The following is a 22,576-nucleotide window of genomic DNA, read 5'->3' as shown; positions in this document are numbered from 1 at the left end:
TGCCCGCCGAGAAATGTGTCTCCACCAGGAAACCGGTTCAGGCTGGTGAACTGCCCGGCCTCACTCCCACTCGATGGTCCCCGGCGGCTTGGACGTCACGTCCAGCGTCACCCGGTTGACGTCGGCGACCTCGTTGGTGATCCGGGTCGAGATACGCTCCAGCGCCTCGTAGGGCAGCCTGGTCCAGTCCGCCGTCATGGCGTCCTCACTGGACACCGGACGCAGCACCACCGGATGACCGTAGGTACGCCCGTCGCCCTGCACACCGACCGACTGCACGTCGGCGAGCAGCACCACCGGGCACTGCCAGATGTCGCGGTCGACGCCGGAGGCGGTCAGCTCCTCGCGTGCGATCGCGTCCGCCGCACGCAGCGTCTCCAGCCGTCGCGGCGTGACCTCGCCGATGATGCGGATGGCCAGCCCCGGGCCGGGGAACGGCTGCCGGTGCACGATGGTCTCGGGCAATCCCATCTCCAGCCCGACCCGGCGCACCTCGTCCTTGAACAGCGAACGCAGCGGCTCGACCAGGTCGAACTGCAGGTCCTCGGGCAGCCCGCCGACGTTGTGGTGGCTCTTGATGTTGGCCGTGCCGCTGCCTCCCCCGGACTCCACGACGTCCGGGTAGAGCGTCCCCTGCACCAGGTACTCGACCTGCTCACCGGCCTGACCTGCCTCCTGCTGCAGGTCCCGCGCGGCACGCTCGAAGGTCCGGATGAACTCGCGCCCGATGATCTTGCGCTTCTCCTCGGGGTCGGTGACACCCGCCAGCGCTTCGGTGAACTGCTCCACCGCGTCGATCACGACCAGCCGAGCTCCGGTGGCGGCGACGAAGTCACGCTCGACCTGGGTGCGCTCCCCGGAGCGCAGCAGCCCGTGGTCGACGAACACGCAGGTCAGCTGATCACCGACCGCCTTGTTGACCAGCGCACCGGCCACGGCCGAGTCCACCCCGCCGGAGAGCCCGCAGATGGCGCGGGCGTTCCCGATGCGCTCCCGTACCGCCGCGACGGTCTCGTCCACGATCGAGGTGGTGGTCCACTTCGGCCGGATACCGGCGATGTCGTGCAGGAAGCGGCGCAGCACCTCCTGGCCGTGCGGCGAGTGCGCCACCTCGGGGTGGTACTGCACCCCGGCGAGACCGCTCTCCGGTTTCTCGAAGGCGGCGACCGGTGTGTCGGCGGTCTCGGCAATCACCCGGAATCCCTCGGGTGCCTTGCTCACCGAGTCACCGTGACTCATCCAGACCGGGTGGTGGGCCGGGAGCTCCTGGTGCAACGTCCCGCCCGCGGAGCACACGGAGAGCTCGGTACGGCCGAACTCCCTGGTGCCGGTGTGCTCGACGGTGCCGCCGAGTGCCCTGGTCATCACCTGGAAGCCGTAGCAGATCCCCAGCACGGGAACCCCGGAACGGAACAGTTCCGCGTCCACCTGCGGCGCCTCGGCCGCGTAGACACTGGCGGGACCGCCGGAAAGCACGATGGCCGCGGGGTCGCGGCGCAGCATCTCCTCGACGGGCGTGTCGTACGGGACCACCTCGGAATAGACCTGCGCCTCGCGTACCCTGCGGGCGATCAGCTGCGCGTACTGCGCACCGAAGTCGACCACCAGGACGGGGCCGCTACCGGGCCGTCCTCGCTCAGCAGTCTGCCCGGCGGGGTCGATACCGCCTGCGGTGTCGGACACGACGTCGAACCTCCAGGTGAGAACACTACGCCGGTCAGCGTATCGTCCCCGGTCCGAGGCTCGACGAGGGCGTCACACAGCTGTGACCGACCCCGCCACGAGAGGATGGTCCGAGCACCGCGGAGGTGACCGCCTCCGTCCCACTCAGCGCCGCAGGGCCCCCGGAGCGTGCGAGGGCACTGCCGGGTCGGCGGGAGCCACGGGTTCCACCCGCCGGTACCCCTCCGCCTGGGTGGGGCGCGGGTCGGGCTCGCCCTTGTTCGGCCACATCGAGAAGGCCCGCTCCGCCTGCGCGGTGATCGTCAGCGAGGGGTTGACCCCGAGGTTGGCCGTTATCGCCGAACCATCCACGATGGACATATCCGGGTATCCCCAGGCTCGGTGGTAGGGATCGATCACACCGTGCTCCGGGTCCGCACCGATCGGGCAACCACCGATGAAGTGCGCGGTCATCGGGATGTCGAACAGTTCACCCCAGGTGCCGCCCGCGATACCGTCGATCTCCTCGGCGGCCAGTTCGTTGGCCCGTTCGCCCGCCGGGATCCAGGTCGGGTTGGGGGCGCCGTGGCCCTGCTGCGAAACGAGCTTGCGGCGGCCGAAGAAGCCCTTGCCGAGCTTGGTGCGCAGCGAGTTGTCCAGGCTCTGCATCACGAGCAGGATCACCGTGCGCTCGCTCCAGCGCCGCACCGAGAGCAGTCGCAGCGTGGTCAGCGGGCGCGTCAGCACGGTGCGCAGCCACTGCCGCCAGCGCGGCTTGTCGATGCCGCCACTGGTGGGCAGCGTCTGCAACAGCCCCATGACGTTGCTGCCCCTGCCGTAGCGCACCGGTTCGATGTGGGTGTAGTTGTCCGGGTGGAACGAGGACGTGATCGCGGTACCGGTGGAGAAGTCGCGTTCCGCGTCCACCGAGCGCCGCTGCGCACCGATGATCGCCTCGGAGTTGGTCCTGGTCAGCTCACCGAGCTTGCCGGAGAGCCCGGGTAGTTCGCCGCGCTGCCCGCAGCGGTGCAGCAGGTTCTGGGTGCCCCAGGTTCCGGCGGCGATCACCACTTGGTCGGCGGTGAAGGTTCGGCCCCGGCCGCCCAACAGGGCGCCGGTTCGTTCGGTGCGGATCCGCCAGCGGCCGGCCGCGTCCTTCCGCATCCCGCCGACCGTGGTCAGCGGCCACACCTCGGCGCCCTTGGACTCGGCCAGGTAGAGGTAGTTCTTCATCAGGGTGTTCTTCGCGCCGACCCGGCAGCCGGTCATGCAGGCACCGCACTCGGTGCAGCCGGTGCGTTCCGGTCCCGCGCCCCCGAAGTAGGGGTCCGCGTTGTTCTCCCCCGGCTTGCCGAAGTACACCCCCACCGGGGTGGGGTGATAGCTCTCGCCCGCGCCCATGCGGTCGGCCACCCGCCGGATGACGCGGTCGGAGGGGGTCTCGGTGGGATTGGTGACCACGCCGAGCATCCGGCTCGCCTGCTCGTAGTGCGGGTCGAGCTCGTCCTCCCAGTCGGTGATGTGGGCCCACTGGGAGTCCTCGAAGAACGGCTTCATCGGCCGGTAGAGCGTGTTGGCGTAGACCAGGGAGCCGCCGCCGACTCCCGCACCGGCGAGGATCAGCACGTTCTGCAGCATGTGGATGCGCTGGATCCCGAAGCAGCCGAGCCGGGGTGCCCACAGGAAACGGCGCAGGTCCCAGGAGGTCTTGGGGAACTCGTCGGCGAATCTTCTGCCCGCTTCCAGCACGGCCACGCGGTACCCCTTCTCGGTCAACCGCAGTGCGGCCACGCTGCCGCCGAAGCCGGAACCGATCACGACCACGTCGTAGTCGTGCTCCTCGGAGTTCTCGCGCCGAAGGTGTCCCCGATCACTCATGGACGTGAGAGTAGAACAAATTACTCGCCAGTAGCCATAGCTGAACGGCCCTTCGACGAACATTTTTCGGCCGACCGGAGGGGGCCGGGACAACGCGGCAGGACAACGGCACACACCGGGGACACCCACAGCCCCACGACTCAACCGGTCCAGAACACCACCCGCCCGAAACGCCGGAACCGTTCCCGCGGAGTGGAAAACACTCCGAACTGATTTCGCAGTAGAGCCGGCTCCGCCGGCGCTCCCCCGCAACGGAGCCCCGGGCGGGGGACGCGGTCTCTCCGATCGGTGAACCGGTTCGATCGCGAGGCAGGGCCGCTCGTCACGTAGGTGGCCACTCAAGAGCCGACCCAACGCTCCCAAGACGCCGACTCGGCCACCGGCTACCCGACCGAACGAGCAAAGCGCCCGCTCAGCGACAAAGCATCAGACCGACCTTCTGGAACTCCTTGAGTTCGGAGTATCCGGTCTTGGCCATGGCACGACGCAGCGCACCGAACAGGTTGAGCGTCCCGTAGGGATCACTGCTCGGCCCGAACAGCAGGGTGTTCAGATCCACCCCGGCGCTGTTGAAGCCCACGATCTCGCTGCGCGGCAGGTTGGGGTGCGCCGCGGCGGCCGTCCAGTAGTAGCCCTGCGCGGGTGCCTCCGAGGTCTCGGTGAGCGCCTCCCCCAGCATCACCGCGTCGGCGCCGCAGGCGATCGACTTGGCGATGTCACCGGAGTAGGAGAGCCCACCGTCGGCGATCACGTGCACGTAGCGCCCGCCGGTCTCGTCCAGGTAGTCCCGCCGGGCCGCGGCGGCGTCGGCCACCGCGGTGGCCATCGGCACCCCGATGCCCAGCGTCTGGGTGGTGGTCGCGGAACGGGACTGCCCGAAACCGACGATCACTCCGGCGGCTCCGGTGCGCATCAGGTGCATCGCGGTGCGGTAGTCACCGACCCCGCCCGCGATCACCGGCACGTCGAGCTCGCCGATGAACCGCTTGAGGTTCAGCGGCTCCCCCTCCTGGGAGACGTGCTCCGCGGAGACGATGGTGCCCTGCACCATCAGCACCTCGACACCGGCGGCGAGCAACGTGGGAGTGAGCTCCTCCGCGTGCTGCGGGCTGACGCGCGCGGCGACCGTGACACCGGAGTCCTTGATCTGCCTGATGGCCTCGGTCAACAGGTCGGTACGGATCGGCGCGGCGTGCAGCTGCTGCAGCATCGCGATCGCGGCGTCCGGCCCCTCACCCTCCTCAGCCGTGCGCACGACCTGGGCGAGTTCTCCCTCGACGTTCTCGTGCCGGGCCCAGAGGCCCTCGGCGTTGAGCACTCCCAGACCGCCCAGCTCACCGATCCGGATCGCCGTGGCCGGTGACACCACCGCGTCGGTGGGATGCGTCACCAGCGGAATGTCGAGGCGATAGGCATCGATCTGCCAGGACAGGGATACGTCCTTGGAAGAGCGCGTACGGCGCGACGGAACGATCTCGACGTCGTCCAGGTCGTAGCCGCGCATGGCCGTCCGGCCCATCCCGATTTCCACAAGATCCCGCACGTGTTTCCTTCCCGCGGTGCCGCTGTGAGTCGAAGAGGGGCGAGTTCCCACCGGGCTCGCCCGGCGGGGCAGGCTACCGCGTGGTGTAGTTGGGCGCCTCGGCGGTCATGGTGATGTCGTGCGGGTGACTCTCCTTGAGTCCCGCCGCCGTGACCCGGACCAGGTGGGCCTGCTGCAGTTCCGGGATGGTTTCGGAACCGGTGAATCCCATCCCTGAGCGAACTCCGCCGATCAGCTGGTGCACCACCTGCCCGAGCGGACCGCGATAGGGCACCCGGCCCTCGATGCCCTCCGGCACCAGCTTGTCCTCGGAAAGCACGTCGTCCTGGAAGTAGCGGTCCTTGGAGTAGGACTTGCCGTTCTCACGCGAGGACATCGCGCCGAGCGAGCCCATGCCCCGGTAGACCTTGAACTGCTTGCCGTTGACCAGCACGAGCTCGCCGGGAGCCTCGGCCGTGCCCGCGAACAGACTGCCGAGCATCACGCTGCTGGCGCCGCTGGCGATCGCCTTGGCGATGTCACCTGAGTACTGGATACCGCCGTCGGCCACCAACGGAACCCCGGCCGGACGGCAGGCCTGGTCCGCCTCGTAGATGGCGGTGATCTGCGGCACACCGACACCCGCCACCACCCTGGTGGTGCAGATGGAGCCCGGTCCGACCCCCACCTTGACCCCGTCGGCCCCGGCGTCGACGAGGGACTGCGCTCCGTTCTTGGTCGCCACGTTGCCGCCGACCACGTCGACGGAGTCGCCCAGCTCGCTCTTGAGGGTGGCGACGGTCTCGGCCACGGCCTTGGAGTGACCGTGAGCGGTGTCGACCACCAGTACGTCCACTCCCGCGTCCACCAGCGCCATCGCCCGTTCGTGCGAGTCGGCGCCGACTCCGACGGCCGCACCGCACAACAGCCTGCCGTCCGTGTCCTTGGTGGCATCCGGGTACTGCTCGGTCTTGACGAAGTCCTTGACCGTGATCAGCCCACGCAGCTTGCCCGCGTTGTCCACGATCGGGAGCTTCTCGACCTTGTTCCTGCGCAGCAGGTCGAGCGCATCCTCGGCGGTGACCCCGACCAGGGCGGTGACCAGGGGTGCCGAGGTCATGATCTCGCGCACCCGCTTGGTGTGGTCGGTCTCGAACCGCATGTCACGGTTGGTGATGATGCCCACCAGCGTGCCGTCCGGGTCGGCAACCGGAACACCGGAGATGCGGTAACGCGCGCACAACGCATCCACATCGGACAACGAGTCCTCGGGAGAGCAGGTCACCGGATCGGTGACCATTCCCGCCTCGGAGCGCTTGACCATCTCGACCTGGGCGGCCTGCTCGTCGGTCGGAAGGTTGCGCTGCAGGATTCCCACACCGCCGAGCCGGGCCATGGCGATGGCCATCCTCGCCTCGGTGACCGTGTCCATGGCCGCCGAACTCAGCGGGGCGCGCAGTTGGATGTTGCGGGAGAACCGGGTGCTGGTGTCCACGGCACCGGGAACGATGTCGGACTCACCGGGCAGCAACAGTACGTCGTCGAAGGTCAGCCCGAGCGTCGCGAACTTGGTCGGGAACCCCGGGGCGGTCAGCTCGCTGGTCATAGCGCGAAGGAGTGCCTTCCTGGTGTCTGTATGAAGTGCGTCGTGTGGATCCCCGTCCGGGAGTGGCCGGCTCACTCGGTGAGCATCCGGAACCGCGAGACACTCCCGGAGCCCGTTCCGCGACTCGAACGGGGCCTTCTCGCGACTCGAACGGGGCCGGTGGAATCGGCGATCGAGCCGGTGCCTCGCGGCGAAGCGGACCCGGCGAGCCGTTCCGGCGGAGGCGGCCGGAAGGTACGACGTACCCACCACCGGAAAACGCCTTCGACACGACTCACGGGCGGTGTCCCCACATGGTATCCAGAGCCCATTACCAGCGGCTGCCCGGCCACGGCTCATCGGAGTTGGACGCTACCGGTACCGTGCGGGTCGTGCCGCATGACCCATTGCCCCCAGACCCGTTCGCGGGCGATCCGGAAGACCCGAGCATGGCCCTCGGCGACCAGGAATTCGAGCAGGACCAACAGCTCGGCGACGAGGAACGTGCCGAACTGCTGTCCGACCTGGCCGACCTCGCCGTGTACCAGGCGTTGCTGGAGCCGCGCGGTATCCGCGGGATCGTCGTGGACTGCTCGGACTGCGGCGAACCGCACTACCACGACTGGGAGCTGTTGCGGTCGAGCCTGGAGCAGTTGCTCAACGACGGCCGGATGCGCCCGCACGAACCGGCGTACGAACCGAATCCGGGCCACTACGTGAGCTGGGAGTACTGTCGTGGATTCGCCGACGGTGTGATCGAGACCGAGGATCAGCGCAGCCGCTGAGGATCGACGCAGCCGCTGCGGATCAGCACAGGCGCTGCGGAGCGGCGCAGCCGCTGGAATGCTCGTACCGGCCGGGCGGCGAACCCGCCCGGCCGGCGAGTCCGGGCACGTTCGGCCCACCACCGGCTACGTGACGAATTCGTTTCGCATCCCGCGCCTCCGACGGCGACCGTCGGGCACCTCGAGAGGTTCCACCGGGAGCGGTGCCGCTGCTACGAGCGGCTCCTACGCGCTCCGGCGCCGCTGCCACTCGGGCAACGGCGCCACATCCGGAACAGTGGAGGAACTCGAACCGGCCCCACCCGCTGGCTGACGTTCTCCCGGCGTGTCGACCGATCGGCATGGGCCTTACCGGCGTCGGAAACGCCGGAAAGCCCCTACCGAACCGACCGGAAAACTTCGATCAGTCGGACTGGGAACTGCGGGCCTGGCCACTTCCCGACCCCGGAGCGGTTTCATCCTCGCTACTGGACGCTCCCGTCTCACTGGGGTCGGTTTCACTCGGGGACGGCGGCCGTTCCTGATCCGAGGTCTCACTAGGTTCGGATCCGTCCGTCGGACTGGGCGTGGTCCCCGAAGAGGGTGGATTGCTCTCACCGGAGTTGCCCGGGGATTCGCTGACGGAGTCTCCGGGCTTCTCGGAGCCGCTCTCGTCCGGCGCGGAGCTCCCGGGGTCCTCGGAGCCGCTCTCCTCGGTGGAGGAAATGCCCGGCGTTTCGGCCGGACGGTCGAACTTCGCCCTCAACGAGGCGTGCGCGGCACGCAGGTCGGAACGCCGTTCTCCCGGGTCGATGGTGTCGAACTGCTCCTCCGCGCGGTGCAGGGCGGTCTCGGCCGCCTCCTCGCGGCCGTTCTGCCAGGCTTGGCTGGCCACGTCCAACTGGCTCTGCGCACGGGAAGCGGCCGCGGCCGAAGCGGCACGGTCACTGTAGAGAACCTGCGTGACCCCCCACAACGCGTCTCCGGGCGCGGCGTCACGAGCGGCGAGGCCGACTCCGGTGAAGCCGATCATCAGCACAGCCGCGGCACTGGCCACGGGCACCAGATGACGCAGCCTGGGAACGCGGGAACGACGTTTGGGCCTGCCCTCCTCCACCGCGGCGGCGGCGCGCTCGACGCCGACGAGTTCCCCCATCGGCGTCGCGTCGACGTCCCGTCGCCAAGCGACCAGCAGATCCTCGACGTCGGTCCCGGCACCGGCGGAGTCGCTATGGCCTCCCGACTGACCGAGCATGTCCAACAACTCGTCGTCGGCCCGCAGGCGCGCGAGGTCGACGGGCTCCTCGTCCACCTCGCCATCGGTCCGGGTGAGCTCGTCCGCCAGGGCGAGATCCTCCTCCGAGGCCCGTTCCTCCTCGGACAGCAGCATTTCGTCGGAGAGCAGCGTGTCATCCGGAACCGTGACCTCGTCGGACTCCGAACCGAACCGCCGCCCGCCCGAGGGGAAATCCACGATCTCCGCCGCTGTGGCGCCGCCCTCGCCGGAGTGTCCCGGCTCACCCGTCACACCGACATCGTGATCACCCGAGGACTGTTCTTCGGACCGAGACTCGACGCTCGTTCCGGAATCGTCACCGGACGAGTCGGAGCCGGGTCCGGTCTCCTCCTGGGCACTGAACCGGTCGTCCTGCCGGTCGGGCTCGACGGAGTCACGCCCGTCGTCGTCACTTCCGGAGCCTCTTCGTTCCGCCAATCAGACCACCTCCTCCGCGGACAGCGTCTTTCGCAGCCGGGCGAGCGCACGGTGCTGTGCCACACGCACCGCTCCCGGCGTCGAACCGACCGCTTCGGCGGTTTCCTCCGCGGACAACCCGACGACCACCCGAAGCAGCAGGATCTCCCGCTGCTTCGCGGGCAGCACGCGCAGCAACTGCGCCATCCTGCCCGAAAGCTCACCCTGTATGGCTCGCTGCTCGGGTCCGGCCTGGTCCTCCGGGGCCTCCGGAGGATCCGCGACCGGCTCCGACCGGTTGCGAGCCGATGCACGGTGCGCATCGGCCACCTTGTGCGCGGCGATGCCGTACACGAACGCCAGAAACGGCCGTCCCTGGTCCCGGTAAGTGGGTAACGCCGTCAGCACAGCGAGACACACCTCCTGGGCGACATCGTCCGCCGAAGCGAACGTACGTTCGTTCCGACCAACCCTGGCGCGGCAGTACCGCACCACCAAAGGACGGATTTCGGCCAGTAAGCGCTCGATCGACTGGCGGTCACCGTCGATGGAGGCGCTGACAAGAGCGTCCAGCCCGTCCCCCACGTTGCTCATCGCAGACGCCAGCCTCGGTGTTACGCGTTGACTTGAATCGAAGTTGCCCGGATACGCGCCAAGCGCGCTGATCCCGTGGTCACACTACCGTTTCGGTGTAGCGCTCTGTACACCGAGTGGACCGGATGAGCAGCGAGCCACGACGGCGAAGCGAGCCCGGCGAGCCGAGCCCCACCTCGGGCACCACGGGGCGCCACGAAAACGACACCGGGAACTTTTTCCCGGTCAACGGGATACCGTCACAGCGCAGCCGAAGGAATGGGTCCGAGGAGGACGCCGTATCACACCCCAGCGGGACGCCTCGTCGTGAAACGCCCCGGCCAAGTGACCCCCTGGACGAGGAACCGTGATATCGGACACGGCCACCGCGACCGCCACCACGCCGGGCTCCGAGTGGCACGCACCGAGGCACGAGCGGCCGGGAGGAGCACGGGAACATCGCTCGCCGAGCGCGGCGGCCGAGGCGGTTAGTATCCCCGCCTCAGTCGACCACGACCGGCAACCCGGTCGGACTCCGTCCGCATCCGAACGAGCTTCTACCGGGTGACCGCGCGACCGTCCCGGGAACCCGACTCAGCTAGTCCGGGCACCCGCCGGAACGAGTGAGGAGAACCGTGCCGGACGGAGTCTGGCCTGACGCCGGCTCCCCAGCGGAACGCCGGAGCGGTCGGGAGGCGGCCGAGCGATCGGAAGTACCGATCGGGTGCCGCTTCAAGCCACGAGGCCACGCCGAAAACCGTGGGCGACCGCCTGGGCCCGGTCCCGGACTCCGAGCTTGCGGAACAGCCGTCGCGCGTGTGTCTTGACGGTGTCCTCGGAGAGATAGAGTTCACGGCCGATCTGACCGTTGCTCTTGCCCTGCGCCATGCCGCGCAGCACTTGCAGTTCGCGATCGGTGAGCTGCACACCCGGGTCGGACGGTTGCCGAGGGGCGGGAACCGAAGTACTCGCCAGGGTGTGCGCCAACGCGGCCACGAGTTCCGGCCTGGAAGCATCCCAGCGCAGGTAACCACGTGCGCCACCCGCGATGGCGGCCGCGATACTTCCGGCGTCGTCCGGTGCTCCGAAGACGATCACGTTGGCCTGCGGATGCGCGGAGACCAACCTGCGGGTGGCCTCCACACCGTTGGGTACCGCGCGCTGGGTACCCACCAGAACAACGTCGACCGCCTGCCGGGCGAATCGGGAGAGCAACTCGTCGCCGTGCGCCACACAGTCGATTCGGCTCACACCCGGTACAGCCGACATCACACGGGTGAGCCCCTCCCGGACGCTCCGCCGGTCATCACAAATCAAGACCGTCGTCACGGGAACTCCCTTCCTACAGGCGAGTGAACGTTCCACCTCCTTCATCGGAAACATCCGGACAGAGCTTGACCCGCGCGTCGCGCCGATCAACCACTTTCGAGTGATAAACACGCCGGGCACATCTCACCGGAACGGAGCATTCAAACCGTAAGAGTTTCACCCGTTCCGGGGTATATTCCGTGGCGCGCCCACTACCTGCGATATTCACTCGAACGTACTCCGCAGAGGGTCCCATTTGGACAGTTGAGACCGCGGGAGTGCGACACGAGGATCATTGAGTGATCTATATCACCATTGACTCTCCCCGGTGTCCCGCACCAATTCGTCGATCCGCCGCAACGCCCCGTCCCAGGAAGCAAGGTGCTCCACCTGTTCGGGCAACGCCTCGGGTGACCAACCGCCACCCGCCACGAAGAGACGAACCCGCTGGCGCGGTTTGGGCAGCCCCGTGACCAGCCGTGGATCCGCGAAAGCCGAGTACTCGGACCAGACGAGCACCGCGGCTGGCGCCGTCCGCCGAATGGCGGCCTCCAGTCCCTCCTTGGGCAGCGCGGCGGCGAACAGCCGGTGCCCGATGCCCGCGTGGGCCAGCGCGGCGGCGAGCCCCAACAGTTCCACCGACTGCTGTTCACCCACCGCCGGCGCGAGCAGCACCGGACGCGGGGTGTGCGGTTCGGGGGCATCGGCGATCACCGAACGCAAGGCGGTTGCCGCCGAGTCCTCCAGCAGCTTGGGCAGCTCCGACCCACTCCCGGTGCGCTCCCGCAGTTCGGAGAGCGCACGCAGCACCGGCCACAGCACGTCGCAGAGCGTCGCTCGAACCCCGTCCTGCTCCACGCTTCGGCGCAGAATGCGGTGCGCGGCGAACGCGTCCAGCGCCAGCACGGCCCGACCCAGCCCACGGGCGTTCGGGCTGGCCCCACCGAGTCGCAGCCCCCGCCCACCGGTGTTGGCCGTGTCGAGCCGCTCGGCGTGCGACGCCTCCTCGTCGCCGAGCACACCGCTCAGCAGCACCGAGCCGTCCTCGTTCACCTCGGCCACGGAACGTGACTCGGATTCAGGTCTCGAGTCGCGCCGGGAGGGATCACCCACCGGTGAGGGGGCCTCACCGCCGCTCGCATCCATCGCCGCCGTGGCACCACCGTGCCGCACGGCGGTCGCGTGCGCGTAGCGGGCCGCCTCCGCGGGAGAAGCCCCACGGAGCAGGGCGTGCTGCATCAACTCCAGCCGGGCGATGTCCTCCGGCCCGTAACGGCGGTGCCGCCCGGAGGAGTGCTCAGTGGGCCCGAGCCCGTACCGACGGTCCCAGGTACGCAACGTAGCGGGAGCGATGCCCAGCCTGCGCGCGACGGCCGCGACCGACAACTTCGGGGTGACGGGAACATCGAGCGCCTCCCCCTCGTCGGACTCGCACTCGTCGCCCGCCGAGCCGTTCGCGGTGGCGGACAGAGCTCCACATCCGGCCGATTCGGCGTCCACAGCCGACCACCTCGTCACCTCGACCACATCATCATCGGACATGTTCGTGGTAGCGCATGCGTCGAGGCAACCCGGCATGGTCATCGCAATGTCACTCCAACGTGAACCATCTTTACCAGCCAAAAGGGTTGAACAAGCTTTGACTCGGTTTTAGTGTGATCCGTGCGAGGCTGCGGTAACACACCGTGGCAGGGAGGGGACCCACCGAATTGGAGGTGGTCGTCGCAATGGCGGACACACGACGTCTTCCCGGGCCGAACGCCGATATCTGGGATTGGCAGATACAAGGCCTGTGCCGGGGCATGGACAGCGCGTACTTCTTTCATCCGGACGGAGAGCGTGGCCCGGCCAGAGCCAGACGAGAGGCCAAGGCCAAGGAAGTGTGCCACCGCTGTCCGGTTCTGGAGCAGTGCCGGAAGCACGCACTGACCGTGCAGGAGCCCTACGGCATCTGGGGCGGGCTCTCGGAGTCGGAGCGCGAGGTAATGATCAAGAACAGTCGAAAGACTGACGAACCGCTGGCGGTGTGACACACCGGCGGGAGATCGCCCGGAAAGCCACACACCGGGCGACGATTCGAACGAACCGACAGGTTCCGGGAGGAGCGGGAAAGGACATCACGAGGGCGGCCGGGCACCTCACTTCGAGCCCTACGAGTGACCGGCCCGGAAACCACGCCGGAATCCGCTCGTGCGGACGGATATCCGGCTCCGCGCGGGTCGGCCGGCCCGGGGTGACGGGCGGCCCCGAGCGAGGAGAGCGACGAGGTGGACCGGTCGCACCGCACCACGACCGCGCACCGGCGAGGTACTCGGTCGGTGAACCGGTCACGGAGCGGATCTCCGGTTCGCGGGGGAGCGGAATCGGAGCACAGCGGCATCGGCGCACCCGTCCGATGCAGTGAAGCCCGTGTCGCGGCGAGTGGGGAGACCGCCGACGTGTCGGAGCCACAGGGGGAGCACGGCGACGGCTCGCGGGGCCGCGACACGAAATCGGGGCGGCACCGTCCGGTGCCGCCCCGATTCCATCGGCTGTGCCCCCACCCGAGGTGGTGGGGCCGTGCCGGGGAGTGTCAGTGGCTGTGCCCGCCGGAGGAGTCTTCCTCCTCCTCGGGCTTGTCGACCACGGCACTCTCGGTCGTGAGGACCATGCGCGCGATGGACGCCGCGTTGAAGACCGCGGAACGGGTCACCTTCAGCGGATCGACCACGCCGGGGCCGGTGAGGTCGCCGAAGGTGAGGTCGGCGGCGTTGAAGCCCTCGCCCCACTTCATGTCGCGAACCTTGGAGACCACGACCGCGCCTTCCTCGCCCGCGTTGTTGGCGATCCAGAACAGCGGGGCCTCGAGGGCACTGCGCACCAGCTGGACACCGGTGGCCTCGTCACCCGACAGGCCGATGTTGTTCTCCAGCGACTTGGTGGCGTGCACCAGGCTGGAGCCACCGCCCGGGATGCTGCCTTCCTCGGCGGCGGCCTTGGCCGCGGCCACGGCGTCCTCGATGCGGGACTTGCGTTCCTTCATCTCGGTCTCGGTGGCAGCACCGACCTTGAGGACGGCCACACCGCCCGCGAGCTTGGCCAGCCGCTCCTGCAGCTTCTCGCGGTCCCAGTCCGAGTCGCTGGCCTCGATCTCGTTGCGGATCTGCTTGACCCGGGCCTGCACGTCGTCCTTGCTGCCACCACCGTCGACAACCGTGGTGTTGTCCTTGGTGACGGTCACGCGGCGCACGGAGCCCAGCACCTCGGGGCCGACCTCGGAGAGCTTGAGGCCGACGTCCGGCGAGATCAGCTGCGCACCGGTCACGGCGGCCAGGTCCTGCAGGAACGCCTTGCGGCGGTCACCGAAGTAGGGGGCCTTGACCGCGACGACCTTGAACGTCTTGCGCACGGCGTTGACCACCAGCGTGGACAGCGCCTCGCCCTCGACGTCCTCGGCGACGATCAGCAGCGGCTTGCCGTCGTTGGCCACCCGCTCCAGCAGGGGCAGCAGCTCCTGCATGTTGGAGATCTTGTCCTGGTGCAGCAGGACCTGGGCGTCCTCCAGCACGGCTTCCTGCCGCTCGGAGTCGGTGACGAAGTACGGCGAGACGTAGCCCTTGTCGAACTGGACGCCCTCGGTGACCTCCAGCTCGGTGGCCAGTGTCGAGGACTCCTCGACGGTGATCACACCGTCGTCACCGACCCGCTCCATCGCCTCGCCGACCAGCGAACCGATGTTCTCGTCGCGCGAGGACACGGTCGCGATCTGGGCGATGTTGTCGCGCCCCTTGACCGGAGTGGACTGCTCCTTGAGGGACTCGATCACCGCTTCGGAGGCCTGCTGGATGCCATTGCCCAGCGAGGAGGGGTTGGCACCTGCGGCGAGGTTGCGCAGACCGCCGCTGACGAGCGCCTGCGCCAGCACTGTCGCGGTGGTGGTGCCGTCGCCGGCGACGTCGTTGGTCTTGGTGGCGACGTTCTTGACGAGCTGGGCACCCAGGTTCTCGTACGGGTCCTCCAGATCGATCTCACGGGCGATCGTCACACCGTCGTTGGTGATCTGCGGCCCGCCGAACTGCTTGTCCAGTACGACGTGCCGACCGCGCGGCCCGAGGGTGACCTTCACGGAGTCGGCGAGCTGGTTCACGCCGCGTTCCAGCGAGCGGCGCGCCTCCTCCTCGAAGCTGATTTGCTTAGCCATGTTTCAACAGCCCTTCAGCGTGCGTGCCGGGATGTCCTTGTTCGCCGAACGGGCGCGCAGTCGTATACGAGCGCGCGGCCGTTCCCGCGGCCGCCTGCCTGCGTTCGGCGAGACAGCGCTCGCAGGCGAACCGCCCCGGAAGTCCGCGTCGGGGACCGCCGGGGCGGTTTATCGCCCACGGGGACGTTCTTGTCCCCAGTCGGTTGACGAGACTCACTCGCCAGCGGGACGAGTCAGTCGTCAGTTGACGACGGCCAGCACGTCGCGGGCGGAGAGCACCAGGTACTCCTCGCCGTTGTACTTGACCTCGGTACCGCCGTACTTGGAGTAGATGACGACGTCGCCTTCGTTGACGTCGAGCGGGATGCGGTTGCCCTTGTCGTCCACACGGCCGGGCCCCACAGCGAGGACCTTGCCCTCCTGCGGCTTTTCCTTGGCAGTGTCCGGGATCACGATGCCGGACGCCGTCGTCGTCTCGGCCTCACTTGCCTGGACAACAAGCTTGTCCTCAAGCGGCTTGATGCTCGCCACGGTGTGACCTCCGCCTTCTGGGGTCTTCGAAGCGTTGGCTGGATTCCTGACGGCTCCGTGACTCCCCGCCGTCGCGGGTGCCGGGGCGCTCCGGCGCCGTTCGTCTAGCACTCTACCGGGCCGAGTGCCAACCTTCAACACGACCCTGCCGAAAACCCCGTGCTCCTCGTTCGACACACCGCGGAACGAGCATCTCACCCGGATACCGGTCGCCCTCCACTCACCTGCCGTGCAGACTTTGCCCGCGAAATATACGAATAAAGCTCACTTTTATGCGGCACGCTCTCCCCGCACGAATCCGTTCGACGAGAGGACACCATGAACCGGCCGGCCGGATCACCGAACTGGAATCGACGGAAACTGCTGCTCGCGTCGGCAACCGCGGCCACGACGCTGGGGGTGGGAAGCGGCGCGGCCACGGCCCGCACGAGCTCGCCCCGGAACCGCGGCGACCCGTTCACCCTCGGCATCGCCTCCGGGGATCCCGACCCGCAGGGCTTCGTGCTGTGGACCCGACTCGCCCACGACCCGCTCGCCGACGACGGGCGCGGCGGGATGCCCGACCGGACGATCGACGTGGAATGGGAGCTCGCCGAGGACGAACGATTTCACCGCATCGTGCGACGCGGCACCGCGCGTGCCGTGCCGGAGTGGGGCCATTCGGTCCACGTGGAACTCGACGGACTACGCCCGGGGCGAGAGTACTTCTACCGGTTCCGCACCGGCGGGCATCTGACTCCCACCGGACGCACCCGCACCGCACCGGCCGCGGGTTCGCTGCGCCGGCCGCTGACCGTGTGCACCGCCTCCTGCGCCGCGTGGGAACACGGCTACTTCACCGCCTACCGCAGGATCGCCGAGGAGGAACCGGACCTGGTGCTGCACCTGGGGGATTACATCTACGAGCTGGGGCACCTGCAGTACCCGCTGTTGTCCGGCACAGCCCGCTCGGTCACCGGATTCCAGGCCGCCAACCTGGCCGAGTACCGCAGGCGCTACGCGGAGTACAAAACCGACCCGGACCTGCGACTCGCGCACCGGACGGCGCCGTGGGTGGTGATCTGGGACGACCACGAACTGGACAACAACTGGGCGGGCGACGACCCGGAACTGCCCCAGGTGGATTTCGAGCGACGGCGAGCCGACTCCTTCCGGGCCTACTACGAGAACATGCCACTGCGCGCGAGCAACCGTCCCAGGGGCGCGGACATGCGGCTCTACCGCAGGATCGGCTGGGGTGGCCTGGCCAACTTCCACATGCTCGACACCAGGCAGTACCGCGACGACCAGGCGTGCGGCGGACTGATCGGCCCCTGCGGCGGCGAGTCCGACCCGGAACGCAGCATCACCGGCGAGCAGCAGGAGAAGTGGCTGCTCGACGGACTGCGCGGCTCCCGGGCCAGGTGGGACCTGCTGGGCCAGCAAGTGATGTTCGCCCACCACGACACGCTGGACGGCCCGCTGACCATGACCAATATGGATAGCTGGGACGGCTACACCGCCGCACGCCGGCGGATCACCGAGGGTTGGCTGGCAGCTGGCGTGCGTAACCCGGTGGTACTGACCGGTGACATCCACGAGCACTACGCGGCCGAACTGAAGCGCGACTACTCGGATCCGGATTCGCCGACGGTCGGTTCGGAGCTGGTCACCACCTCGGTCACCTCGGGCGGCGACGCCGAGGACGGCGAGTTCACCGGTGATCCGGACAATCCGCACATCCGGTTCCGCAGCGGGATGCGCGGTTACCTGCGCACCAGGATCGACGCCGAACGACTGCGGGCGGACTTCCGGGTGCTGCCCTACGTCTCGCGGCGCGGCGCCGAAGCCTCGACCAAGGCGTCCTTCGAGATAGCCGACGGTGTGGCCGGACCGCGCGAGATCACACCGGGCTGAGTGAAGTCCGCTGTCGGGATGGCCCGGGTCGACGCGGACCGGAATGGCGCTGTCGGGAAGGGCGCTGTCGAGAAGGGCACTGTGCGGACCGGCGGGATCGGTCGGCCGACGGGATTCGAGCTCGCCGATCGTGCAGTGTCCACTCGCGGGAAACACCCGTGCGGAAAAGCACCGGACCACGGACGGATGTCGCGACGGAGCGTCACCCGATCGACTGTACACATCGTAGGCACCCGGTCACCCGCCCGGCGGTTGCGGGGTACGAAGTGGATCGCGGTCAACCAGATCGACATGAGAGAGATGCCATCGAAGAGGCGGGTGCGTACACCGTGATCGACTGTGTGCTCTAGGTTGCCGGGTATGCCAGCACCGAGCAGGCCGACGAACCAGCCCTGGAAACGTCGTCCCCGCCCGTCCCGGCCACCCGGACCACTCGGCCCACCCCGGCGCCCCACGAACCGACGTAACTGAACCGATTTCCCGACCGCTCCGCCAGCGGACGAGGCCTCGACGATTCCCGCCGAAGAGCACGGGCGACAGTTCCCCGAAAAAGCTTCCTCGAAAGATTTCCACGCTCCCCAGCGGCAATCCCAGCAGCACGCTCCCCAGCGCCAAATCCCCAGCGGCAAATCCGGAGTGGAATCCCGCGCCGGTTCCCCGGCTTCGGGCGGCGAGTCCCACGCTCGGCCGGAGTTCTCCCCGCCAGCGCCCCACGCGCCGCGAAACCCGCTCGAAGTGCGAAAGACCGGAGTGTAGGGATCTCGTAGCCGAGAGTTCACCCGATTCCAACCGAACACGGGTGGCTCGAACAACGAGCACGGGCGATGGTGGTTCCCCGGATAGTCCTCGAACAACTGTCTGGAGGAGCGGGATGTCCGACTCCACTACGTCCGGGCCCGACAACTCGGTGGGCCGCCGTTCGGTGCTGCTGGGAGGAGCCGCCGCGGTCGGCGGTGCCGCCCTGGCGGGCACGGTCGCGGGATCCGCCTACGCCGATGTCCGGGGGCTGCCCGGTGTCGGCAGCGGCAGGCTGCACGAGCCCTTCAGCCTCGGAGTGGCCTCCGGGGATCCACTCCCGACCGGTGTGGTGCTGTGGACCCGGCTGGCGCCGAAACCGACCGCGGCGGACGGCAAAGGCGGGATGCCGAACCGCCCCTACCCGGTGCGATGGGAGATCTCCGAGGACGAGCGGTTCGCTCGACCGGTGCAACGCGGCTTGGCCTGGGCCAGGCCGGAGGAAGCCCACAGTGTCCACGTGGAAGTCGACGGGCTGCGCCCCGGCGCCGAGTACTTCTACCGCTTCCGCGTGGGCAACGACGTCTCACCCGCCGGACGTACTCGCACCGCGCCCGCCCCGGGGGACATGAGCGATCTGACGCTGTGCTTCGCGTCCTGTTCCCACTTCGGTGACGGATACTTCACCGCCTACCGCAGGATGGCCGAGGAAGAGCCGGGACTGATCCTGCACCTGGGTGATTACCAGTACGAGTACCCCGCCTCGGACCAGGACGTGCGCAAGGTGCTCGGCCCGGAGACCCGGACGCTGGCCAACTACCGGCAGCGGCACGCGCAGTACAAGACCGACGAGGACCTGCAACGGGCCCACTCGGTGGCGCCGTGGCTGGTGGTCTGGGACGACCACGAGACCGAGAACAACTGGGCCGACGAGGTACCGGAACAACCGGACCCCGACTTCCTCGATCGGCGCGCGGCGGCGTTCCGGGCCTACTACGAGAACATGCCGCTGCGGCGGAGCTCCCGGCCGCGGGGGATCGACATGCGGCTCTACCGGCGCATCCGGTGGGGCGGGCTCGCCAACTTCCACATGCTCGACACCAGGCAGTACCGCGACGACCAGGCCTGCGGTGACGGATACGGCGTCGGTTGCGAGGACCGCTTCGACCCGAACCGGAGCATCACCGGCGAAGAGCAGGAACGCTGGATCATGAACGGTTTCCGGAACACCCGTGCCCGCTGGGACGTGCTGGGGCAGCAGGTGTTCTTCTCCAAGTTGGACCTCGACGGCGGATCCGGCGAGGGATACAACATGGACGCCTGGGACGGCTACGTCGCCAATCGGGACCGGATCGCGCACGGGATGGCCAACAGCAACGTGCGCAACGGGGTGGTGTTCACCGGCGATGTGCACCGGCACTGGGCCGCCGAGATCCGTGACTCGCACGATCACCCGGACTCACCGCCCGCGGGCACCGAGTTCATCACCACCTCGGTCACCAGTGGCGGGGACGGCAGCGAGGACACCCAGCAGGGCGTGCTCGACGACAACCCGCACGTGAAGTTTCACAAGGACCGGCGCGGCTACGTCCGCACCAGGTTCAGCCGGGACGAGCTGCGGGTGGACCACCGGACGCTGGACTACGTCACCGAGCGCGGCGCCCCGGCGAAGACAGCGGCCACCTTCGTCGTCAACGACGGGGAGCCGAGGCTGCACCGCAGGAGCTGATTCCGCTGCCGCGACCGCGTGGTCGAGAGTCGGTGCGGAGTACCGGCCCGGGTCCGGGGTTGGGACGTGTGCTCCGCGGGAGCCGCGTCCCAACCGTGCGGTACCAGGTCAGCGCAGCACCACGGTCTCCACCGACATTCCCGGGTTGGCCGACAGTCCCAGCGGGGAGGGTTCGGCGCGGTTGGCCAGCACGTGCGCGCCCACCGCGGCGATCATCGCGCCGTTGTCGGTGCACAACCGGGGGCGTGGCACCCGCAGCGTGATCCCGGCCTCGGCGCAGCGTTCCCGCGCCAGCCCGGAGAGCCGGGAGTTCGCCGCCACCCCACCGGAGAGCACCATGGTTTCCATCCCCAGCTCCACGGCGGCTCGCACCGCTTTCTCGGTGAGCACGTCGGCCACCGCTTCCTGGAACGACGCGGCGATGTCGGCGATCGGCAACTGCTTGCCCGCTTCGCGTGCCTGCTCCACCCAACGCGCGACAGCGGTTTTCAGCCCGGAGAACGAGAAGTCGAACTTCGCGTCCCGTGGTCCGGTCAGGCCGCGCGGGAAAGCGATCGCGTTCGGGTCCCCCTCACGAGCCATCCGATCGATCGGCGGGCCGCCGGGATACGGCAGCTCCAGGATGCGTGCCACCTTGTCGTACGCCTCCCCCGCGGCGTCGTCGATGGTCGAGCCGATCTCGGTCACCTGGTCGGCGACACCGGCCACCGACAACAACTGGGTGTGCCCGCCGGAAACGAGCATGGCCAGGCAGCGGGAGGGCAGCGGCCCGTGCTCCAGGGTGTCCACCGCGACGTGGCCGAGCAGATGGTTCACGCCGTAGAGCGGAACCCCCAGCGCCGCCGCGTACGCCTTCGCCGCGGACACTCCGACCATCAGCGCACCGGCCAGTCCCGGCCCCGCCGTCACCGCGATCGCGTCCACATCGGACAACTTGATGCCCGCTTCGTCCAGCGCCCGGCGCGCAGTGGGCTCCATCGCCTCCAGATGCGCCCTGCTGGCGATCTCGGGCACCACACCGCCGAACCGCGCGTGCTGCTCCACGCTGGAAGCCACCGCGTCGGCAAGCAACCGCACCGAGCCGTCCGGTTCGAGTCGGACCAGGCCGACGCCGGTCTCGTCACACGAGGTCTCGATACCGAGCACGATCCGGCCGGGGCCACCATCGGTACTCATACCGCTCCACCTTCCTGCTCGGCCGTGCGCGCCCCGCGCCACATGGTGTAGGCGTCGGCGCCGGACGGCCGGTAGTAGCGCTCGCGCTTGCCGACCACCTCGAAACCGTGCTCCCGGTAAAGCGCGATCGCGGAATCGTTGTCGGTCCGCACTTCCAGGAACACCTGAGCCCGCTGTTCGTCCGCGCGAACCAGCAGCTTGCGCAACAGTGTCCTGCCGACTCCCCTCCGCTGGTAATCCGGGTCCACGGCGATGGTGTGCACCTCCGCCTCGGCACCCGGCGGTCGAGCCACGAGCGCGAGTCCGGCGTATCCGATCAACCGGTCCGCGGCGTCGTAGGCGCCCACGTAGTAGTCCCCAGCGTCCAGCGCGGCGGCGAAAGCGTGCTCCGACCACGGATCGTCGTCGGGGAAGAGCAGTTCCTCCAGTTCGGCGCAGCGCGGGAGATCGCGGCTGCGAAGCTTCGCGACGAACGGTTCGGACGTTCCCGCCGTCGTACCGGCCTCACCAGGGTGCTGGCTCCCGGGGTGCTGGCTCCCGGGGCACTGGTTCTCGGTCACGTCCTCCCCCGCTCGGCCGTCACCGACTTCGGTGCTCCCGGCGCGGCAGCGTCCGGCCTGCGCAGGTACATCGGCACCAAGGGGTGGGGGTCGGCCCCGGCGAGCACCTCCGCTCCCGCCACCGCCACGATGCCCTCGGGGCTCGGGTAGGCGGGGTCGACCACCTCGAGGCCCAGCTCGGGGGCGTGCCGCGCGGCCGACTCGCCCGCCGCGGCCCGGACGTGCAGCCCCTCCAGGAGCGTGGGAAGTTCCTCGGGCCGGTCCACGGCGGGCTCGGTCAGCCGCTCGCGCACGCCGTACGGTTTCCTGGAGCCGTAGGCGGCCCAGTACACTTCGCTGCGGCGGGCGTCGGTGAGCACCAACAGCGGTGAGTTCCCCTCGGTCCGCGCCGCTATGGCGTCCAGACTGCTGACGGGATACACCCGGGTTCCGGAGGCGTGACCGAGCGCCGCGGCCGTGACCATCCCCACCCGCAGTCCGGTGAACGGCCCCGGGCCGGCTCCGACGACGATCGCGTCCACCTCACCCAGCTGATGACCGCCTTCCGAGAGGACGTCGAGCAACTGCGGCGTGAGTAGTTCACCGTGGGCGCGAGGATTGACCGTTACGCGCTCGGCCAGCGAGTGCGGCCGAGAGTCCGCGAGCTCGACCAGCCCAGCGGTTACCGCGGGAGTCGAGGTATCCAACGCGATGACGAGCACAATGGCTCAGAATACTTCAGCCCCAGGTCATCGCCCTCAACGGGTCGGGCCTCCCGCACACCTCCCCGACGTGCGGCGGGGCC

Annotated in this window: 17 protein-coding genes; 4 read left to right on the top strand and 13 right to left on the bottom strand. The window is 68.8% G+C overall.

Going from position 1 to position 22,576, the window contains the following annotated elements; all coding sequences use genetic code 11:
* Window positions 1-60 precede the first annotated feature (60 nt).
* From guaA to guaB, 4 genes are all read right to left on the bottom strand, one after another.
* Complete coding sequence (guaA, locus tag BLR41_RS00310; RefSeq protein WP_342745314.1) at window positions 61-1,662, bottom strand: glutamine-hydrolyzing GMP synthase; 1,602 nt, start codon at window positions 1,660-1,662, stop codon at window positions 61-63.
* 165 nt (window positions 1,663-1,827) lie between these two features.
* Window positions 1,828-3,540 carry an FAD-dependent oxidoreductase gene (locus BLR41_RS00305; RefSeq protein ID WP_092625202.1) on the bottom strand — a complete coding sequence of 571 codons (1,713 nt, stop codon included), beginning with the start codon at window positions 3,538-3,540 and terminating at the stop codon, window positions 1,828-1,830.
* Between the two features lie 412 nt (window positions 3,541-3,952).
* Window positions 3,953-5,083: a GuaB3 family IMP dehydrogenase-related protein gene (locus BLR41_RS00300; protein ID WP_092625200.1), complete on the bottom strand. Its 1,131-nt coding sequence runs from the start codon at window positions 5,081-5,083 to the stop codon at window positions 3,953-3,955.
* Between the two features lie 73 nt (window positions 5,084-5,156).
* Window positions 5,157-6,668, bottom strand: a complete 1,512-nt coding sequence (gene guaB, locus BLR41_RS00295) for an IMP dehydrogenase (RefSeq protein ID WP_092625198.1) — start codon at window positions 6,666-6,668, stop codon at window positions 5,157-5,159.
* A 362-nt stretch (window positions 6,669-7,030) separates the two neighbouring features.
* On the opposite strand from guaB, the gene BLR41_RS00290 reads away from it, so the two are divergent.
* Window positions 7,031-7,432: a DUF5319 family protein gene (locus BLR41_RS00290; RefSeq protein ID WP_092625948.1), complete on the top strand. Its 402-nt coding sequence runs from the start codon at window positions 7,031-7,033 to the stop codon at window positions 7,430-7,432.
* Window positions 7,433-7,835: 403 nt separating this feature from the next.
* On the opposite strand, the gene BLR41_RS00285 is transcribed toward BLR41_RS00290, so the two are convergent.
* The 4 genes from BLR41_RS00285 to BLR41_RS00270 form a co-directional block, all read right to left on the bottom strand.
* Window positions 7,836-9,125, bottom strand: a complete 1,290-nt coding sequence (locus BLR41_RS00285; protein WP_092625196.1) for a carboxymuconolactone decarboxylase family protein — start codon at window positions 9,123-9,125, stop codon at window positions 7,836-7,838.
* On the bottom strand, window positions 9,126-9,698 hold the full coding sequence (locus BLR41_RS00280) for a sigma-70 family RNA polymerase sigma factor (protein ID WP_092625194.1): 573 nt from the start codon (window positions 9,696-9,698) through the stop codon (window positions 9,126-9,128).
* A gap of 711 nt (window positions 9,699-10,409) precedes the next feature.
* Complete coding sequence (locus BLR41_RS00275; RefSeq protein ID WP_026152733.1) at window positions 10,410-11,006, bottom strand: response regulator transcription factor; 597 nt, start codon at window positions 11,004-11,006, stop codon at window positions 10,410-10,412.
* 288 nt (window positions 11,007-11,294) lie between these two features.
* Window positions 11,295-12,569, bottom strand: coding sequence for a MerR family transcriptional regulator (locus tag BLR41_RS00270; protein WP_245693676.1), 1,275 nt, complete (start codon window positions 12,567-12,569; stop codon window positions 11,295-11,297).
* Between the two features lie 143 nt (window positions 12,570-12,712).
* On the opposite strand from BLR41_RS00270, the gene BLR41_RS00265 reads away from it, so the two are divergent.
* Window positions 12,713-13,015 carry a WhiB family transcriptional regulator gene (locus BLR41_RS00265; protein WP_092625944.1) on the top strand — a complete coding sequence of 101 codons (303 nt, stop codon included), beginning with the start codon at window positions 12,713-12,715 and terminating at the stop codon, window positions 13,013-13,015.
* Window positions 13,016-13,557: 542 nt separating this feature from the next.
* Here BLR41_RS00265 and groL read toward each other — a convergent pair.
* Together groL and groES are read right to left on the bottom strand one after the other, a co-directional pair.
* Window positions 13,558-15,165, bottom strand: a complete 1,608-nt coding sequence (groL, locus tag BLR41_RS00255; protein WP_092625190.1) for a chaperonin GroEL — start codon at window positions 15,163-15,165, stop codon at window positions 13,558-13,560.
* A gap of 240 nt (window positions 15,166-15,405) precedes the next feature.
* Complete coding sequence (gene groES, locus BLR41_RS00250) at window positions 15,406-15,696, bottom strand: co-chaperone GroES (RefSeq protein ID WP_092625188.1); 291 nt, start codon at window positions 15,694-15,696, stop codon at window positions 15,406-15,408.
* A gap of 318 nt (window positions 15,697-16,014) precedes the next feature.
* On the opposite strand from groES, the gene BLR41_RS00245 reads away from it, so the two are divergent.
* Together BLR41_RS00245 and BLR41_RS00240 are read left to right on the top strand one after the other, a co-directional pair.
* Complete coding sequence (locus BLR41_RS00245; RefSeq protein ID WP_092625185.1) at window positions 16,015-17,592, top strand: alkaline phosphatase D family protein; 1,578 nt, start codon at window positions 16,015-16,017, stop codon at window positions 17,590-17,592.
* Window positions 17,593-18,463: 871 nt separating this feature from the next.
* Window positions 18,464-20,056, top strand: a complete 1,593-nt coding sequence (locus BLR41_RS00240) for an alkaline phosphatase D family protein (protein WP_092625183.1) — start codon at window positions 18,464-18,466, stop codon at window positions 20,054-20,056.
* Between the two features lie 108 nt (window positions 20,057-20,164).
* On the opposite strand, the gene tsaD is transcribed toward BLR41_RS00240, so the two are convergent.
* The 3 genes from tsaD to tsaB are packed head-to-tail and all read right to left on the bottom strand — an operon-like array spanning window position 20,165 to window position 22,493.
* Entirely contained in the window at window positions 20,165-21,232 is a 1,068-nt protein-coding gene (gene tsaD / locus BLR41_RS00235; protein ID WP_092625181.1) for a tRNA (adenosine(37)-N6)-threonylcarbamoyltransferase complex transferase subunit TsaD, read from the bottom strand.
* The gene (gene rimI, locus BLR41_RS00230) at window positions 21,229-21,792 is read right to left on the bottom strand and encodes a ribosomal protein S18-alanine N-acetyltransferase (protein ID WP_092625179.1); all 564 of its coding nucleotides are present in this window, start codon (window positions 21,790-21,792) and stop codon (window positions 21,229-21,231) included. Before rimI ends, tsaD begins: the two co-directional genes overlap by 4 nt.
* Window positions 21,789-22,493 (bottom strand): tRNA (adenosine(37)-N6)-threonylcarbamoyltransferase complex dimerization subunit type 1 TsaB, encoded by a 705-nt coding sequence (gene tsaB / locus BLR41_RS00225; RefSeq protein ID WP_092625177.1) that lies wholly within the window; start codon window positions 22,491-22,493, stop codon window positions 21,789-21,791. Before tsaB ends, rimI begins: the two co-directional genes overlap by 4 nt.
* Window positions 22,494-22,576: the final 83 nt, after the last annotated feature.

The sequence above is a fragment of the Actinopolyspora mzabensis genome (assembly GCF_900101095.1).
In the GTDB taxonomy this organism is placed as follows: domain Bacteria; phylum Actinomycetota; class Actinomycetes; order Mycobacteriales; family Pseudonocardiaceae; genus Actinopolyspora; species Actinopolyspora mzabensis.
The sequence above is the reverse complement of the archived record's forward strand: the minus strand, read 5'-3'. Positions and strand labels throughout refer to the sequence as shown.

Excerpts from the sequence above, each read along its gene's own strand:
- BLR41_RS00305 (WP_092625202.1), bottom strand. The coding sequence starts at position 3,540 with ATGAGTGATCGGGGACACCTTCGGCGCGAGAACTCCGAGGAGCACGAC.
- guaB (WP_092625198.1), bottom strand. The coding sequence starts at position 6,668 with ATGACCAGCGAGCTGACCGCCCCGGGGTTCCCGACCAAGTTCGCGACG.
- BLR41_RS00280 (WP_092625194.1), bottom strand. The coding sequence starts at position 9,698 with ATGAGCAACGTGGGGGACGGGCTGGACGCTCTTGTCAGCGCCTCCATC.
- BLR41_RS00270 (WP_245693676.1), bottom strand. The coding sequence starts at position 12,569 with ATGACCATGCCGGGTTGCCTCGACGCATGCGCTACCACGAACATGTCC.
- BLR41_RS00265 (WP_092625944.1), top strand. The coding sequence starts at position 12,713 with ATGGCGGACACACGACGTCTTCCCGGGCCGAACGCCGATATCTGGGAT.
- groL (WP_092625190.1), bottom strand. The coding sequence starts at position 15,165 with ATGGCTAAGCAAATCAGCTTCGAGGAGGAGGCGCGCCGCTCGCTGGAA.
- BLR41_RS00245 (WP_092625185.1), top strand. The coding sequence starts at position 16,015 with ATGAACCGGCCGGCCGGATCACCGAACTGGAATCGACGGAAACTGCTG.
- BLR41_RS00240 (WP_092625183.1), top strand. The coding sequence starts at position 18,464 with ATGTCCGACTCCACTACGTCCGGGCCCGACAACTCGGTGGGCCGCCGT.
- tsaD (WP_092625181.1), bottom strand. The coding sequence starts at position 21,232 with ATGAGTACCGATGGTGGCCCCGGCCGGATCGTGCTCGGTATCGAGACC.